General features: G+C 73.3%; 14 protein-coding genes and 1 pseudogene. 10 read left to right on the forward strand and 5 right to left on the reverse strand.

The genetic code is table 11. The features are described 5' to 3' along the window. The first annotated feature begins 165 nt into the window (after positions 1-165). The 4 genes from ACZ4VT_RS25990 (at position 166) to der (ending at position 4,330) form a co-directional block, all read left to right on the forward strand. The gene (locus ACZ4VT_RS25990) at positions 166-1,254 is read left to right on the forward strand and encodes a prephenate dehydrogenase (RefSeq protein ID WP_467953113.1); all 1,089 of its coding nucleotides are present in this window, start codon (positions 166-168) and stop codon (positions 1,252-1,254) included. Positions 1,255-1,439: 185 nt separating this feature from the next. After that, positions 1,440-2,147, forward strand: coding sequence for a (d)CMP kinase (cmk, locus tag ACZ4VT_RS25995; RefSeq protein ID WP_467953115.1), 708 nt, complete (start codon positions 1,440-1,442; stop codon positions 2,145-2,147). Continuing rightward, on the forward strand, positions 2,102-2,791 hold the full coding sequence (locus tag ACZ4VT_RS26000) for a lysophospholipid acyltransferase family protein (RefSeq protein WP_467953117.1): 690 nt from the start codon (positions 2,102-2,104) through the stop codon (positions 2,789-2,791). The genes cmk and ACZ4VT_RS26000 overlap by 46 nt, the downstream gene beginning before the upstream one ends. 75 nt (positions 2,792-2,866) lie before the next feature. After that, positions 2,867-4,330: a ribosome biogenesis GTPase Der gene (der, locus tag ACZ4VT_RS26005; protein WP_362810356.1), complete on the forward strand. Its 1,464-nt coding sequence runs from the start codon at positions 2,867-2,869 to the stop codon at positions 4,328-4,330. Positions 4,331-4,366: 36 nt separating this feature from the next. On the opposite strand, the gene ACZ4VT_RS26010 is transcribed toward der, so the two are convergent. Together ACZ4VT_RS26010 and ACZ4VT_RS26015 are read right to left on the reverse strand one after the other, a co-directional pair. Beyond that, positions 4,367-4,792: a hypothetical protein gene (locus tag ACZ4VT_RS26010; protein WP_467953119.1), complete on the reverse strand. Its 426-nt coding sequence runs from the start codon at positions 4,790-4,792 to the stop codon at positions 4,367-4,369. A gap of 153 nt (positions 4,793-4,945) precedes the next feature. Next, positions 4,946-5,752, reverse strand: a complete 807-nt coding sequence (locus ACZ4VT_RS26015; RefSeq protein WP_467953121.1) for a hypothetical protein — start codon at positions 5,750-5,752, stop codon at positions 4,946-4,948. Between the two features lie 297 nt (positions 5,753-6,049). Here ACZ4VT_RS26015 and ACZ4VT_RS26020 point away from each other — a divergent pair, with 297 nt between their 5' ends. The 3 genes and pseudogenes from ACZ4VT_RS26020 to ACZ4VT_RS26030 all read left to right on the forward strand — a co-directional run. Then, positions 6,050-6,988 (forward strand): transglycosylase family protein, encoded by a 939-nt coding sequence (locus ACZ4VT_RS26020; protein WP_467953122.1) that lies wholly within the window; start codon positions 6,050-6,052, stop codon positions 6,986-6,988. A 128-nt stretch (positions 6,989-7,116) separates the two neighbouring features. Next, entirely contained in the window at positions 7,117-7,650 is a 534-nt protein-coding gene (locus ACZ4VT_RS26025) for an MTB12 C-terminal domain-containing protein (RefSeq protein WP_467953250.1), read from the forward strand. Between the two features lie 66 nt (positions 7,651-7,716). Next, positions 7,717-8,670 (forward strand): annotated as a pseudogene (locus ACZ4VT_RS26030) (helix-turn-helix transcriptional regulator); the annotation flags it as partial. Positions 8,671-8,982: 312 nt separating this feature from the next. Here ACZ4VT_RS26030 and ACZ4VT_RS26035 read toward each other — a convergent pair. Both ACZ4VT_RS26035 and ACZ4VT_RS26040 read right to left on the reverse strand, forming a co-directional pair. Next, positions 8,983-10,044, reverse strand: coding sequence for a phosphatase PAP2 family protein (locus ACZ4VT_RS26035; protein WP_467953124.1), 1,062 nt, complete (start codon positions 10,042-10,044; stop codon positions 8,983-8,985). Positions 10,045-10,283: 239 nt separating this feature from the next. After that, positions 10,284-11,399 (reverse strand): hypothetical protein, encoded by a 1,116-nt coding sequence (locus ACZ4VT_RS26040; protein ID WP_467953125.1) that lies wholly within the window; start codon positions 11,397-11,399, stop codon positions 10,284-10,286. 282 nt (positions 11,400-11,681) lie between these two features. Between ACZ4VT_RS26040 and ACZ4VT_RS26045 the strand changes: the two genes are divergently transcribed. Both ACZ4VT_RS26045 and ACZ4VT_RS26050 read left to right on the forward strand, forming a co-directional pair. Next, positions 11,682-13,349, forward strand: a complete 1,668-nt coding sequence (locus tag ACZ4VT_RS26045; RefSeq protein ID WP_467953126.1) for an MFS transporter — start codon at positions 11,682-11,684, stop codon at positions 13,347-13,349. Positions 13,350-13,558: 209 nt separating this feature from the next. Beyond that, positions 13,559-14,731, forward strand: coding sequence for an acyl-CoA dehydrogenase family protein (locus ACZ4VT_RS26050; RefSeq protein WP_467953128.1), 1,173 nt, complete (start codon positions 13,559-13,561; stop codon positions 14,729-14,731). Positions 14,732-14,740: 9 nt separating this feature from the next. Here ACZ4VT_RS26050 and ACZ4VT_RS26055 read toward each other — a convergent pair whose 3' ends face one another. Further along, on the reverse strand, positions 14,741-15,190 hold the full coding sequence (locus ACZ4VT_RS26055) for a cell division protein SepF (protein ID WP_351294569.1): 450 nt from the start codon (positions 15,188-15,190) through the stop codon (positions 14,741-14,743). A 286-nt stretch (positions 15,191-15,476) separates the two neighbouring features. On the opposite strand from ACZ4VT_RS26055, the gene ACZ4VT_RS26060 reads away from it, so the two are divergent. Continuing rightward, on the forward strand, positions 15,477-16,778 hold the full coding sequence (locus ACZ4VT_RS26060; RefSeq protein WP_467953130.1) for a DUF5685 family protein: 1,302 nt from the start codon (positions 15,477-15,479) through the stop codon (positions 16,776-16,778). Positions 16,779-16,898: the final 120 nt, after the last annotated feature.

Raw genomic sequence — 16,898 nt, forward strand, 5'->3', positions numbered from 1 at the left:
CCCCCCCCCCCCCCCCCCCCCCCCCCCCCCCCCCCCCCCCCCCCCCCCCCCCCCCCCCCCCCCCCCCCCCCCCCCCCCCCCCCCCCCCCCCGCCCTCGTGCGTCCGCTCTGGCTACCCTGGCCGGGCAGTCCCGTCACCGTGCCGTACGCAACCCTGGAGCGCCCGTGAGAACCGCCGTCGTCATCGGAACCGGACTGATCGGCACCTCCGCGGCGCTCGCCCTGTCGGCGCGCGGGATCACCGTGCACCTCGCCGACCACGACCCGGACCGGGCCCGGACGGCCGCCGCCCTCGGAGCCGGCACCGACCAGGCCCCCGAGGGGCAGGTCGACCTCGCGATCGTCGCCGTACCGCCGGCCCACGTGGCGGCGACGCTGGCCGACCTGATCGGACGCAAGGCGGCGCGGGCCTACGTGGACGTGGCCAGCGTCAAGGGCGGGCCGCGGCGGGAGCTGGCGGCGCTCGGCGTCGACGTCACCGCCTACATCGGCACGCACCCGATGGCGGGCAAGGAGCAGTCGGGACCGCTCGCGGCCACCGCGGACCTCTTCGAGGGCCGCCCGTGGGTGCTGACCCCGACCCGGGACACCGAACACGAGGTGCTGAACCTCGCGCTGGAGCTGGTGGCGTTGTGCCGGGCCGTCCCCGTGGTGATGGACGCGGACGCGCACGACCGGGCGGTGGCGCTCGTCTCGCACACCCCGCAGCTGGTCTCCAGCATGGTCGCGGCCCGGCTGGAGGAGGCCGACGAGACGGCGGTCCGGCTGTGCGGGCAGGGGATAAGGGACGTGACCCGGATCGCGGCCTCCGACCCGCGGATGTGGGTGGAGATCCTCTCGGCCAACCCGGGGCCGGTGGCCGACGTCCTCGCCGGGATCGCGGCCGACCTGGAGGAGACCGTGGAGGCGCTGCGGGGCCTCCAGTCGGCCGACGTGGAGAAGCGGCGCGGCGGCGCGGCGGGCATCGAGGACGTACTGCGGCGCGGGAACGCGGGCCGGGTGCGGGTGCCGGGCAAGCACGGTGCGGCGCCGACGGTCTACGAGACGGTGGCCGTGCTCATCAGCGACCAGCCGGGCGAGCTGGCGCGGATCTTCGCCGACGCGGGGCGGGCCGGGGTCAACATCGAGGACGTGCGGATCGAGCACGCGACGGGGCAGCAGGCGGGCCTCGTGCAGCTGATGGTGGAGCCGCGGGCGGTGGCCGGCCTGACGGCCGAGCTGCGGGAACGGGGCTGGGCGCTGCGCCAGCAGTAGCCGCGCCGTCCGGGCCGGGGGGCTCCGCCCCCGGCCCCGGGCGAGCCTGCACCTGCACGGCCGGCCGGAGGTGTTCCCGGCCGGAAGACAAGGCGGGGCCGGGAGCCGCCGGGGGCCGGTAACCTTGGGGAGGGGCGTTTTGCCGCGCCCGGACACGTACGCGCAACCAGGAAGGTGCCCGCACCGTGGAAACCGCAGCTCCGTCCGCCGTGATCGTCGCCATCGACGGTCCCTCCGGCACGGGCAAGTCCAGCACCTCCAAGGCCGTGGCCGCCAAGCTCGGGCTGCGCTACCTGGACACCGGTGCCCAGTACCGGGCCATCACCTGGTGGATGATCACCAACGGCGTCGACACCGACGACCCGCAGGCCATCGCCGTCGCCGCGGGCAAGCCCGCCATCGTCTCCGGCACCGACCCGGGCGCCCCCACCATCACGGTGGACGGCCTGGACGCCGCCGGCCCCATCCGTACCCAGGAGGTCACCTCCAAGGTCAGCGCCGTCAGCGCCGTCCCCGAGGTGCGCACCCTGATCACCGAGCTCCAGCGCTCCATCGCCGCCGCGGCGGCGATGGAGGCCGAGGGGATCGTCGTCGAGGGCCGGGACATCGGCACCACCGTGCTGCCCGACGCCGACCTCAAGGTCTTCCTGACCGCCTCCGCCGAGGCGCGCGCCGCCCGGCGCAGCGGCGAGCTCCGCGGCAAGGAGGCCACCGACCTGGCGGCCACCAAGGAGGCGCTGATCAAGCGCGACGCGGCCGACTCCGGCCGCAAGACCTCCCCGCTGGCCAAGGCCGACGACGCCGTCGAGGTGGACACCACCGAGCTCACGCTCGACCAGGTGATCGAATGCGTCGTGACCCTGGTGGAAGAGAAGCGGGCGGGCCGCAAGTGAGTGAATCGCCCTCCCTCACGGGTGCGGCGGTCGGCAGGCGCATCGGCATCGGGCTCATGTACGGGCTGTGGAAGCCGCGCGTGCTGGGCGCCTGGAAGGTGCCCGCCTCCGGCCCCGTGATCCTCGCCGTGAACCACTCGCACAACATCGACGGCCCGATGGTCATGGGCACCGCACCGCGGCCCCTGCACTTCCTGATCAAGAAGGAAGCGTACGTCGGCCCCCTCGGCCCCTTCCTCGACGGGATCGGGCAGGTCAAGGTCGACCGCACCGGCACCGACCGGACGGCGATAGGCCGCGCCCTGAAGGTGCTCGACAACGGAGGGGCCCTGGGGATCTTCCCCGAGGGCACCCGCGGCGAAGGGGACTTCGCCTCGCTGCGCGCCGGCCTCGCGTACTTCGCGGTCCGCAGCGGAGCGCCCATCGTGCCCGTGGCCGTCCTGGGCAGCGGCGAGAACCGCGGAAAGCTGATCCCGGGGCTGCCGCCCTTCAAGAGCCGGGTCGACGTCGTCTTCGGCTCCGCCTTCGACGCCGGCGACGGCACGGGCCGACGTACCCGTACCGCGCTGGACCAGGCCACCACACGCATCCAGGACCGGCTGACCGCCCACCTGGCCGACGCCAAGCGCCTCACCGGGCGCTGAGCGAGACTTGACCTAGTAGTGGAACCGCGCTGCGCGGGTGCCACCGACCACCACGAACGACGAGGAACGGACTTCATGAACGACCAGCACGACCACGGAGCACTTGGCGATGCCGAGTACGCGGAGTTCATGGAGCTCGCCGCGGAAGAGGGCTTCGACATCGAGGACGTCGAAGGCGCCATCGAGGAGGCGGGCCACGGCCCGCTGCCCGTCCTCGCCGTCGTGGGCCGCCCGAACGTCGGCAAGTCGACCCTGGTGAACCGGATCATCGGCCGCCGCGAGGCGGTCGTCGAGGACAAGCCCGGCGTCACCCGCGACCGCGTCACGTACGAGGCCGAATGGGCCGGCCGGCGCTTCAAGGTCGTCGACACCGGTGGCTGGGAGCAGGACGTCCTCGGCATCGACGCCTCCGTCGCCGCCCAGGCCGAATACGCCATCGAGGCCGCCGACGCGGTCGTCTTCGTCGTCGACTCCAAGGTCGGCGCCACCGACACCGACGAGGCCGTCGTACGCCTGCTGCGCAAGGCGGGCAAGCCCGTCGTCCTGTGCGCCAACAAGGTCGACGGCCAGAGCGGCGAGGCCGACGCGGCCTCCCTGTGGTCGCTCGGCCTCGGTATGCCGCACCCGGTCTCCTCGCTGCACGGCCGCGGCACCGGCGACATGCTCGACGCCGTCCTGGAGGCCCTGCCCGAGGCGCCCGCGCAGACCTTCGGCGGCGCCGCCCTCGGCGGCCCGCGCCGCATCGCGCTGATCGGCCGCCCGAACGTCGGCAAGTCCTCGCTCCTGAACAAGGTGGCGAAGGAGGACCGCGTCGTCGTCAACGAGCTGGCCGGCACCACCCGCGACCCGGTCGACGAGCTGATCGAGCTCGGCGGCATCACCTGGAAGTTCGTCGACACCGCCGGCATCCGCAAGAAGGTCCACCTCCAGCAGGGCGCCGACTACTACGCCTCGCTGCGCACGGCCGCCGCCGTCGAGAAGGCGGAGGTCGCGGTGATCCTGATCGACACCACCGAGACCATCAGCGTCCAGGACCAGCGCATCATCACCATGGCCGTCGAGGCCGGCCGCGCGATCGTCATCGCCTACAACAAGTGGGACGAGCTCGACGAGGAGCGCCGCTACTACCTCGAGCGCGAGATCGAGACCGAGATGCAGCAGGTCGCCTGGGCGCCCCGGGTGAACGTCTCGGCGCTCACCGGCCGCCACATGGAGAAGCTGGTCCCGGCGATCGAGACCGCCCTCGCGGGCTGGGAGACGCGCGTCCCCACCGGCCGGCTGAACGCCTTCCTCGGTGAGGTCGTCGCCGCCCACCCGCACCCGATCCGCGGCGGCAAGCAGCCCCGCATCCTGTTCGGTACCCAGGCGGGGAGCAAGCCGCCGCGGTTCGTCCTCTTCGCCTCCGGCTTCCTGGAGCACGGCTACCGGCGCTTCATCGAGCGCCGCCTGCGCGAGGAGTTCGGCTTCGAGGGCACCCCGATCCACATCTCGGTGCGGGTGCGCGAGAAGCGCGGCGCCCAGCACAAGAAGAAGAAGTAGCGGCGAAGCAGCGGAACGCGGAAGAGCTGTCCGGGGTCAGTAGCCCCGGCGCGGAGCGGGCGGCAGGGCCGCCGGGACGTGCGTCATCCCGGTCTGGTGCTGCCGCCCGCCGGCGTATCCGGGGCTGCCCGCGTACGAGTAGGCCGGCTGTGGCTGTGGCTGCGGGGTGTACGAGGGCTGCCAGTCGTCGGTCCGCTGCCATGCCGAACCGTTCCAGCCGCTGCCGTACGAGCTGCCGCCGCCGGCGTACCCGCCCCCGTAGGAGAAGGCCGTGAACCCGAGGTCCTCTTCGCCCGTACGGTCGCCGGGCAGTGCCCGGAAGGCACGCAGGTACTCGGAGTACAGCGTGTCGTAGATCGGGGTATGCGAGACGGCCGGAGCGCTGTCCCGATCGCGTGCGGGGCGCATCGCGGGGACGGGGCGCGGATAGGACGGGGCGCGGGAGGAGTCGTATGAATGCACGTATCAGCCAACGAAACCGACGGCTTGCGGATGCGGGGTGACGGGGGAGGAAACGCAGATCGCCGGGGGTGCGCGGGACGGACCGCACACCCCCGGCGCACGCCACCGGGCCCCCTCGCCGGGGGCTGGCGGCCGTTCCGGTAACCCGCTGGATCAGACCCCGGGCGCACCCGCCAGGGGCATCGCGGCGGCCACGAGCTTGCCCGCGGCGGCGGCCTTGTCGAGCGCGTCGCGCAGCAGGTCCTCGCGGGGCTGCTGGCCGATGGAGCCGACCGGGGCGGCGTAGATGAGCACGCGCTGGGTCTTCTGCACGGCGGTGCGCCAGCCGTCGGTGACCGACAGCGCCTGGTGCGCCTGCCACCAGGCGACCTGCCCGCCGCCCTCGGTGCCCGGCTGCAGCACGGCGTGCAGCTGGCCGCCGGCGAGCAGGACCGACCAGCCGCCCAGGACGGTGGGCAGCTCGGCGGTGTCGGTGACCGGGATGAAGCCCTGCTCGATGAGGAGCGGCAGGAAGTCGTCGCCGGGGCCGTCGCTGCCCGGGCGGGCGATCGGCGCGGTCGGCTCGACGACCAGGGCGGGGTGCAGCTCGCCGCCGATGAGGATCAGGCCGCTGGTGATGCCGAGGACGGCCTGGCCGCCGGGCACGTTCTGCGGGGCGCCGCCGTTGGCGCCGGGCGCCGGGCTGTCGCCGGTGATGCTGCGGACGGCGCCCTGGAGCTGCTCCTCGGAGACGGAGACGACCTGCGAGGGGATGCAGGTGGCATGGGCGAAGGCGAGGACGGCGGTCTCCTCGCCGACGAACAGCACCGTGCTGGTGGGGTCGTTCTCGGGGTCGCCGGGGGTGCGGCAGGAAGTGCAGTCGTAACTGCGCGGCGCGTCCTCGCCGACGAGCAGCCTGTCGGCTTCTTCGTCACCGATCTCGGCACGTACCTCATCACTGACGTCGAGCATGCGCGGCACGGGGTGGCTCCTCGGCATAGGTGCGGGGCCGGGGGACTCCCGGCTCGCCGGGCTCAACGGGGGAGCGGTGGCCGGGGTCACGCCATTTGAGGGAACGGAATCGAACCGGGCCCCCGGAAGAGTGAACCGTCTGATCGGAGTGTTGTTTTCGTGCCAACTGTTTTCTGGTTGTGCTCAGTTGGCGGCCGGGTATGGCCGTTTGACGCAGGGGTGGCGGGTCGGCCGACCGGGTGGGGTGCGGTGACCCGCCGCGCGGCGGGCCGGAGGGGGCCGTGGGGGGCTGCGTAGCGTGACCCGATGCCCAACCTCCGGATCCGCCGGGCCGCCGTCGGCGTGGCCGCTGCCGCCGTGCTGGTGCTCGTACTTCCCTGCGGCCCCGCGGCCGCGGCTCCGCCACCGCCACCGCCCGCGGCCGGACCGGCGGGCGCGGCGCACCCCGGCTCGCCCGGGGTGATCGGCAGCGGGCCGGGTGACTGCGGGCCGGGCGGGGAGTGGCCCTGGGACTGCGTGGCCGACTGCGAGAGCGGCGGGCGGTGGGCGGTCAACACCGGCAACGGGTTCTACGGGGGGCTGCAGTTCCGGCAGCCGACCTGGGAGGAGCACGGGGGGCTGGCGTTCGCCCGGCGGGCCGACCTCGCGACCCGCGGACAGCAGATCCGGGTCGCGGAGGACCTCCTCGGCTCGCAGGGGTGGAACGCCTGGCCGGTGTGCTCGAAGCGGTACGGGCTGGCGGGGCGGATGCACGCGGTGCGGGCCGGGGACACGCTGGTGTCGATCGCGCGCAAGCACCGGGTGCGGGGCGGGTGGCGGGCGCTGTACGAGGCGAACCGGGAGCTGATCGGGGCGCGGCCGGAGGCCATCGCGGTGGGCATGCTGCTGACGGTCCCAGAGTCACAGCCGGAGCCGGAGCCGCAGCCGGAGCCGGAGCCGGAGCCGAAGCCGAAGCCCGAGCCGAAGCCCGAGCCGAAGCCCGAGCCGGAGCCGGAGCCGAAGCCGAAGCCGAAGCCGAAGCCGAAGCCGGAGCCGGAGCCGGAGCCGAAGCCCGAGCCGAAGCCGAAGCCCGAGCCAGAGCCGGAGCCGGACTCGTACCCGAGGCCTGAGCCGGTGGTTCCGGCGGTGCCCGCCGGGCCGGGGCCCTCGTCTCCCGCCGTGCCGGCGCCGCCGCCCGCCAAGGCTCCGGCTCCGGCTCAGGCCCCGGCCACTCCGGCCCCGGCCGCTCCGTCCCCCCGCCGCTGACGGCGGGGGCCCGCAGGTCACCGTCCGGCCCGGCCACGGGCCCGTGCGCGCGTTGCGGGATGCCGTGCGGGCGCTGACCCTGGAAACACCGAGCCGAACGGCTCGCGAGGACTCCGGTGGTGAGCCAGATGGTCCACAGCAGACACCCACGTGCCGCGGCCTGCGCGCTGGCCGCGGTCCTGCTGGCCGTACCGGCCGCGGCGGGGCGGTCCTGGGCCGCCGGGGCGGGCGGGCAGGGCGTCCCGGGCCCGCCCGCGGCCGTGGCCCCCGCCGTGCCCGGTGTTCCCACCGTGGACGGCCCGGCGGACCCCGAGGCCGCCAGGAAACAGATCGAGAAGAACTGGGCCGCCTTCTTCGACCCGGAGACCCCCGTCAAAGAGAAGGCCGACCTGCTGCAGCACGGTGAGATGATCGCGATGCTGCTGGGCCTCTTCGGGACCGATCCCGACAGCCCCGACACCGCGGTGGAGATCTCGGACATCACCTTCACCTCGCCCACCGAGGCCAAGGTGACGTACGACCTGCTGGTCGGCGGCGCCCCGGCGCTGGAGGACAGCAAGGGGGTCGCGGTGCTCGACGACGGGGTCTGGAAGGTGTCGCTGAAGAGCCTGTGCGGGCTGATCGACCTCAGCGGCCACGACGCGCCGGCGCCGCCCTGCTGACACCCGGCCGCCCGGCCCGCTCCCGCCCGGCTCCGCGCCGCCGGACCCCGCTGGCAGACTCGGGGGATGCTCGACACCTCCGCACGACTGCTGCGCCTGCTGTCCCTGTTGCAGGCCCACCGCGAATGGACCGGGGCCGATCTCGCGGAGCGCCTCGGGGTCACCGCACGTACGGTCCGCCGCGACGTGGACCGGTTGCGGGAGCTGGGGTACCCGGTGAACGCCAGCCCCGGGACCGGCGGCGGCTACCAACTGGGGGCGGGGGCCGAGCTGCCGCCGCTGCTGCTGGACGACGACGAGGCCGTGGCCGTCGCGGTCGGGCTGCGGACCGCCGCCGGGAACGGGGTCGAGGGGATCGGCGAGGCCTCCGTGCGCGCCCTCGCGAAGCTGGAGCAGGTGCTGCCCTCACGACTGCGCCGCCGGGTGTCCGCGCTCAACGAGTTCACCGTGCCGATGCTGCGGGGGGCCGAGCGGTCCACGGTGGACGCCTCGGTGCTGACCGAGCTGGCCTCCGTCTGCCGCGACGGCGAGCGGCTGCGCTTCGACTACCGGGACCACGAGGGCAACGTCAGCCGCCGCACCGTCGAGCCGCACCGGCTGGTGTGCACCGAGCGGCGCTGGTACCTGGTCGCGTGGGACGTGGACCGGGACGCGTGGCGGACCTTCCGCGCCGACCGGATCGAGCCCAGACCGCCGCACGGACCACGGTTCACCCCGCGCCCGCCGCCCGCCGAGGACCTCGCCGCGTACGTCTCCCAGGGTGTGTCGCAGCGGGTGTACGCGGCCCGGGCGGTGGTGCGGCTGAAGGTTTCGGCGCAGGAGGCGGGACGGATCATCGGGCCGAGCGACGGAGTGCTCGAACCGGTGGACGGGCAGAGCTGTCTGCTGCGCACCGGGGCGGCGAACCTCGACGTTCTCGTGATTCACACCATGCTGCTCGGCTGTGAGTTCGAAGTGGTCGAGCCGCCGGAGCTGACGGATCGGGTCAGGACCGCGCGGGATCTCCTGGGGCGGGCCCTGGAGACCGGAGAAGTGAAGGAAATGTAGCGGACCTGAGGGGGATTCAGCTGGTCTGGTCCATGCGGGCCGTGGCAATCTCCGAAGGGAATTCCGGGCCGATCGGCGTGAATTCCAAAGTCCTTGCACGTCGGGCGTGTCGCGCGTCGGATAAGGATTTGCGGTTGTAGATATTCTGTGACACAAGCGTGACCCGGGACGGACGAACGTCCGGGCGCGACGCTGACGGACGACGAAGGCGGGCCCGGTCGGTGAGACCGGGCCCGCCTTCGTGCCGCGGGGTGAGGTGGTGCGTACCGCCCCGCGGTGGGTCCGTCAGCCGCCGGCGATCGGGCGGGCCGCGGCCCCCCGGGCGGTGGCCCGTTCGGTGTGCGCCGGGCGGCGGCTGCCGACCGGGGTGACCGGGGTCCGCTCGGAGCGGATCAGGTGCGGCCGGCCGACGGCCGGGTGGGCGGCGGGCCGGGGGGTCGGGGAGTGCGCCGTGCCGGCAGGGGCCGGGGCGGGGACCGGAACCGGCTCCTCGACGGCTCCGTCGGCGCGCCGCAGCTGCCACTTGCCGCCCGCGGAGAGCAGCGGAGTGAGCGCGGAGACGACCGGCGCGGGCATCCGTCCGGTCTCGGCGCGACGGCGCAGCAGCTCGCGCAGGTCGAAGACGTAGGCCTCGGCGCGGGCGATGAGCGGCTCGAACCACGGCAGGGCCAGCAGGATCAGCAGACCCGCGGACCAGCCGAGCAGGACGTCACTGACCCAGTGGGTGCCGAGGTACACGGTGGTGGCGCCGACGCTCAGGGAGACGACCGCGGACACCACGGACAGCACCCGCCGGGTGACCACGGTGGAGGCCAGATAGGCCAGGATCCCCCAGGTCACGACGGCGTTGGCGGTGTGGCCCGAAGGAAATATATCGCCGCCCGCGAAGAGTTCGGCGGATCCGATCTCCGTGGCGTAGTGCGGGCCGAGCCGGCCGAGGCCGAGCTTGACCGACCCCACGGTGACGTTGAGCAGGAGCAGCGCCACGCCGAGGGTGATCAGCGGCCGGAGCGTGTGCTGGCGCCAGCAGCGCCAGCCGAGCCAGGCGGCGACCATGACCGCGGTGGGTCCGCGCTGGCCGAGCACGACGAGGTAGTCGAGGAAGGCGTGTACCTGCGGCCACTGTTCGTAGGGCCGGAAGAACATGATCTGCCAGTCCAGGCGGACCAGCCACGAAGTGGTCAGTACGGCCACGACGATTGCGAGATAGAAGACGAGGGTCGATCCCAGGAGTACGACGCGGTGCCGGCTCATCTGCGGGGTTTGCAGATGAGCCGGTCGCTCTGGTTCCCGGTCCAGCCGGGCGAACACCCGCTCCAGACGGGTCAGGATTTGGTCGGTACGCACTCAATCGACGTTACCGCGCGCCGCTGCTCAGCCCGGGCGAATCGCGGGCTTTGTGATGACCATGTGATGTGGAGTTGGTCTCACGCGGAGCTTAATTCGCGGTATTTCGGCAGTGGTTGGAAGCCGGGTGATCCACTTCCCCGGCAATTGTTTCAGTCACTTACCCGAACTTTATTGCCGCAGATCATTTCTTTTGCTGAAAGATGGATGGGAACGATTCATTCCGTTATGTGGGGGCTCTATGGAGGTCCCGAGCCGTTCAGCCAGAACGCCCCGTAGACCGCCGAGATCAGCGCCGCCACGCCCAGCACCAGGGCCGCCCGCCGGGTCCGCCACCCCGCCAGGGCCAGCGCCGGCGGCAGCAGCAGCGGGAAGGCGGGCAGCAACAGACGGGGCTTGGAGCCGAAGTAGCCGGACGCGCACAGCGCCAGCGCCACGACGATCCCGCAGTACACGAGCAGCGGCGCCGGCTGCCGCTGCCGCACGCACGTCGCGTACAGCCACAGCACCAGCACCACCCCCGCGATCAGTCCCACACCGGCCGGGAACGCGGACGAGGCCAGCTTCGCGCCGACGAACCGGGCGAAGGCCCAGCCGCCGTCGAAGCCGTTGCCCCAGCCGCCCTGCACGTCCAGGTACCCGAGCAGACCGCTGCCGGTGCGCGCGCCCACCCACAGCACGTACGCCGCCGCGCCCGCCGGAGCGAGCAGCGCCCCCGCGGCCATCCGCCACGACCGCTCCCCGCGCCGCCACGCCAGGACGGCCGCCACCCACACCGCCGCGACCACCGCCGCGCCGACCGGGCGGGTCAGCCCCGCACCCGCCGCGAGCAGCGCCGCCGTCAGCCACCGGCCGCGCAGGGCCCCGTACAGCGCCCAGGCGGCCAGCGCCGTGAACAGCGACTCGCTGTACGCCATCGACTGCACGATCCCGACGGGCAGCGCCGCCCAGACCCCGACCGCGAACACCCCGGCCCGGCGGCCGTACAGCAGATCGGCCACGGCGAAGATCCCCCAGGCCGCGGCGAGGCCCGCGACCGCCGACACCACCAGGCCGGCGGAGCCGTACGACAGTCCGGTCGCCGCCGACACCAGCCGCTCCAGCCACGGCAGCAGCGGGAAGAACGCCAGGTTCGAGTGGACGTCCCCGTTCGGGAGGACCACCTCGTACCCGTACCCCTCCGCGGCGATGCGGGCGTACCAGAGCGAGTCCCAGCGGGCCGACAGCAGCGTGTGCGGGCTGCTGCCGGCCGCCGCGCCCCACACCGCGAGCACGGTCAGCCCCAGCAGCCGGACCGCCGCGAAGACGGCCAGGGCGGGCGCGGCCCGGCGCAATCCAAGATCTTTCACGGGCATGATTATCGGTGGCGCCGGCCCTGCCCGGGCCCGGGGACCACGGGCCGTGAGCGGGCGTGTACGCGGGGGAGGACCGGGGGAGGGGCGAGTGGCACACGCCACACCTGGGCCGTCGCCGTGATGAGAGCTTGGCCACGTGTCGGACGCACGAACTCGCGTACGCTGACCGTTCACTCGCGTGTCGATGCCGGACCCCGTTGGACGCCGCACAGCGCACCACCCCCCGTGGCTCCACAAGACGCTGGTCCGCCGAGCGCGAGGGATCACCTGGGAGGTACATGCATGTCGGGGACGAACGCGGCCGGGGCCAGGACCCCTTCCCCCTGGCAGCGGATCAGCGCGGCCTCCGGCGGAGCCAACCGCTGGGTCGTCCTGGCGGTCCTCTGCGTCAGCCTGGTCCTCGTCGCACTCGACGCGACCATCCTGCACGTCGCCGTCCCCTCCGTCACCGAGGACCTGCGCCCCGGCCCGATCGAACTCCTCTGGATCGTCGACGCCTACCCGCTGGTCTGCGCCTCGCTGCTCATCCTCTTCGGCACCCTCGGTGACCGGGTCGGCCGCCGGCGCGTCCTCCTCCTCGGCTACGGACTCTTCGGCGTCGCCTCCGCGATAGCGGCCCTCGCCGACAACGCCCAGGTCCTCATCGCCGCGCGCGCCCTGCTCGGCATCGGCGGCGCGATGATCATGCCCGCCACCCTGTCGATCCTGCGCCAGGTCTTCCCCGACCGGCGCGAGCGGGCACTGGCCATCGGCATCTGGACCGCCGTCGCCGCGGTCGGCGCCGCGAGCGGGCCGGTGCTCGGCGGCTTCCTCGTCCAGCACTTCTGGTGGGGCTCGGTCTTCCTCATCAACATCCCGCTGATGGCGCTGATCCTGCCGCTCGGACGCTGGCTGCTGCCCGAGTCGCGCGGCGCCGCGGACGGGCCGTGGGACGTGCTCGGTGCGCTGATGGCCGCCGCCGGCGTACTCGGCTCGGTGATCGGCATCAAGCGGCTCGGCGCCGAACGCCAGCTCCTCGACGCGCAGGCCGTGGTCCCGCTGCTGCTCGGCGCGGTGCTGCTCGTCCTCTTCGTACGGCGCCAGAAGCGGCGCACGCACCCCCTGATCGACATGCGGATGTTCTCCCGCGCCGCCTTCTCCACCTCGGTGGCCTGCATCGTGCTCGCCATGCTGGCCCTGGTCGGCCTGGAGCTGATCGCCGTCCAGTACCTCCAGCTGGTACTGGAGCTCAGCCCGCTGGACACGGGCCTGCGGCTGCTGCCGCTGACCTTCGCCGCCATGGCCGCGGGCGCCACCGGGTCGTACACGCTGGGCCGGGTCGGGCCGCGCACGATGGTCTCGCTCGGCTTCCTGCTGACGGCCTTCGCCGTGCTGCTGCTGACGCTGATGGGCCAGCAGGACCGGCCGCTGCTGCTGACCGTCGGCTTCATCCTGCTCGGCTTCGGACTGCAGACCACGCTGTTCGCCGCGTACGAGTCGATGCTGAGCGAGGCCCCGGCGGCCACCGCGGGCGGCGCGGCCTCGATCGGCGAGACCTCGTACCAGCTGGGCGCGGGCATCGGCATCGCGCTGCTGGGCAGCGTGATGAACGCGGCGTACCGGCCGGGGCTGGTGGGGGTGCCGGGGGTCTCCGCGGCGGATTCGGCGGGCGCGGCGAACTCGCTCGGCGAGGCGTACCAGATCGCCGCGCACCTCGGGGGGCCGGCCGGGGCCTCGCTGTACGCGGCGGCGCGGCAGTCGTTCGTGCACGGGCTGCACGTCACTCTCGTGGTGAGCGCGGGGCTGCTGCTCGCGGGGGCCGTGATGGCGTTGAGGCTGCCGCGGGCGATGGAGTGCGGGGCCGCCGAGGGTGAGGCGGCGGAGGGTGCTGTGCGGTTGCCCGCGCAGGCCAAGGGTGAGCCGTGCGGGGCGGCTGCGCCGGCGCCGGCGTCGGTGGAGCACGCGGGCTGATCGCCGTGGCGGGGGCGCTGCCCCCGAGCCCCCGCGCCTCAAACGCCGGCGGGGCTGGAGTGGTGCGGCGGGGCTGGAGTGGTGCGGCGGGGGTGGGATTGGCCTGCGGGGCCGATCGGGGCTGGATTTGGGCGGCGGGGGCTAATAGCGTCGGCCGGGCGCAAAAACTTGCGTTGCCAGGTTCGGTATTCAGGCCGCCGGGAGGCCCCGTGTCCGCGTTCCTGCCCCATGATCCGCTCGGGCTCGACGAGCTCCTCGGGCCCGAGGACCTCGCCGTCCGGGACACCGTTCGCAGGTGGGCCGCCGAACGGGTGCTGCCGCACATCGCCCAGTGGTACGAGGACGGTGAGCTGCCCGGGATCCGGGAGCTGGCCCGGGAGCTCGGTGCCATCGGGGCGCTCGGGATGTCCCTCCAGGGCTACGGGTGCGCGGGCGCCGGCGCCGTGCAGTACGGCCTCGCCTGCCTGGAGCTGGAGGCCGCCGACTCCGGGATCCGCTCGCTCGTGTCGGTGCAGGGCTCGCTCGCCATGTACGCGATCTGGAAGTACGGCTCCGAGGAGCAGAAGCAGCGCTGGCTGCCCGGGATGGCCGCGGGGGAGTTGATCGGCTGCTTCGGGCTGACCGAGCCCGATGTGGGTTCGGACCCGGCCGCGATGCGGACGTACGCCAAGCGCGACGGCACGGACTGGGTGCTGAACGGCCGCAAGATGTGGATCACCAACGGGTCGGTGGCCGCCGTGGCCGTGGTGTGGGCGCAGACCGACGAGGGGATCCGCGGGTTCGCCGTCCCGACGGACACCGCGGGGTTCTCCGCGCCGGAGATCAAGCACAAGTGGTCCCTGCGGGCGTCCGTGACGAGTGAGCTGGTCATGGACGACGTACGGCTGCCCGCGGATGCGGTGCTGCCGGGAGTGACCGGGCTCAAGGGGCCGCTCGGCTGTCTCAGCCACGCGCGGTACGGGATCATCTGGGGGTCCATGGGCGCGGCGCGGGCCAGTTTCGAGGCGGCGCTCGACTACGCGCGGACGCGGGAGCAGTTCGGCAAGCCGATCGGCGGCTTCCAGCTCACCCAGGCCAAACTGGCCGACATGGCCCTCGAACTCCACAAGGGCATCCTGCTCGCCCACCACCTGGGCCGGCGGATGGACGCGGGCACCCTCAGGCCGGAGCAGATCAGCTTCGGCAAGCTCAACAACGTCCGCGAGGCCATCGACATCTGCCGTACCGCGCGGACCATCCTCGGTGCCAACGGGATCTCGCTCGAATACCCGGTGATGCGGCACGCCACGAACCTCGAGTCGGTCCTCACCTACGAGGGCACCGTCGAGATGCACCAGCTGGTGCTGGGCAAGGCGCTCACCGGTCTCGACGCCTTCCGGTGAGGGCCCTGCTCAGCTCTGGTTGAAGAAGTCGCGCGAGCGGCCGCCGGGCTCGCCGCTCACGATCTGGGTGTCGGCCGGGGTCAGCAGGAAGACCCTGGTCGCCACCCGCTCGATCGAACCGCGCAGCCCGAACGTCAGTCCGGCCGCGAAGTCGACCACGCGCTTCGCGTCGCCCGGGTCCATCGACGACAGGTTCACGATCACCGGGACCCCGTCGCGGAACAGCTCTCCGATGCCGCGCGCGTCACGGAAGCCGTCCGGGGTGACCGTCGCGATCCGGCGCCCGTGCTCCACGGCCGACTCGGAGGCGACCCGCACCCGCGGGTCGGTGACCCACTGCTCGCCGGGGCCGGCCACCGAACCCTGGGGGGCCTCCGCGTAGTCGTCGTCGTAGTAGCGCTCGTCGTCGCTGTCCTCCACGAGACCCAGCCAGGCACTCGCCTTGCGCACCGAACCCATGGACTGCCTCCTTTCACCGCGGTCAGTCTGTCTTCTCTCCGCTGCCCCTATGCTCGTCCATGATGCTGACAACGCGCCAAGTGGATAGCCGCCGCGCAGAGGTTTCGTGACGGTACTGGTGCAGAACATCCGTTGCACGGTCAAGGGTCCTGGTGGCTACCACTGCTGACTGAGTGAAAATACGACCACTGCCGCCGTGCGGGTGAGCGATGGGGACGTTCGAGTGAACGACTCGGCTCGTTACGATGCCCGGCGGGAAACGCGTACGACACACGGGGGCAGAAGCTTGTTCGGCATCGTCAGACCTTGCACGCACCGGCTGGGGGAGCGGTTCAAAGCGGAGTGGATGGCCCATCTGTGCGGGCTGTGTCTGGCACTTCGGGGAGACCACGGTCAGTTCGCCCGGATCGTCACCAACTACGACGGCTTGCTCGTCTCCGTCCTGACGGAGGCTCAGTCGGGGCCCGCGCCCGGCGCCCGGCGCACCGCGGGGCCCTGCCCCATGCGCGGGATGCGCACCGCCTCGGTCGCCAAGGGCGAGGGTGCGCGGCTCGCCGCCGCCGTCTCGCTCGTCCTCGCCTCCGCGAAGGTGCGCGACCACGTGGCGGACCGGGACGGGCTGTTGGCCCGCGCACCCATGGCCGCGGCCGCGCGCAGGGTGGCCCGCGGCTGGGACAGGGCCGGCGCCCGCACCGGGGCCTCGCTCGGCTTCGACACGGCGGTGCTCGTGGAGGCCGTGGACCGGCAGACGGGCATCGAGGCGCTGGCGGGCCACGGCACGTCCGTGCTCGTGGTGACCGAGCCGACGGAGACCGCGACGGCCGCCGCCTTCGCCCATACCGCGCAGCTGGCCGGACGTCCAGGCAACGCCTCCGCGCTGGCCGAGGCGGGCCGGTACTTCGGCCGGCTCGCGCACCTGCTGGACGCCGTGGAGGACCAGGGCGCCGACGCCGCGGCGGGCGCCTGGAACCCGCTCACCGCCACCGGGACCTCGCTCGCCGAGGCGCGCCGGCTCTGCGACGACGCCCTGCACGGGATCCGGCTCGCGCTGGGCGAGGCGGAGTTCGCGGACGCGGGGCTCGCCCACCGGCTGCTCGTCCACGAGCTGCGCACCTCCGTGGACCGGGCCTTCGGGACCGGCAGCTGCGCCCACACGGCGACCGCCTCCGCCGGGCAGGGCGGCGACCCCTACGGGGGCCGGCCGTACGGCGGCCAGGGCGGGAGCCCGTACGGCGGGAACCCGTACGGCGAGAACCCGTACGGCGGGAGCCCGTACGGCGGTGGAGCGGGCGGCCCCGGGATGCCGCCCACCGGCCCGGGTGGATTTGGCGGTGCGCCGCCGCCGCAGCGGCCGCGTCGCGGACTGCTCGCCGGCTGCGCGGTCGCCCTCGGGCTCTTCTGCACCTGCCAGATGTGCTGCACCGAGCACGAGGGCCCGTGGTCCCGGAAGAAGCGTGATCCGTGGTGCGACGCCTGTGACTGCTGCGACTGCTGCAACGGAACCAACGGCTCTGGCGGCGGTGGCGGGAGCGGGAGCGGCGGTGGCGACGGCTGCTGCAGCTGTGACTGCTGCGGCTGCGACTGCTGAGGCTCTTTCAGGTTTCACAGGTCCGGACGGCGTACGAGGGGATTCCCGTCCGGACCCGCGTGGAAGGGGTGAGCGGGATGAGCGACGACGCAGACGATCCGCAGGCCGCCCGGCGGACAT

It is taken from the genome of Streptomyces sp. NPDC029164, from assembly GCF_055563995.1.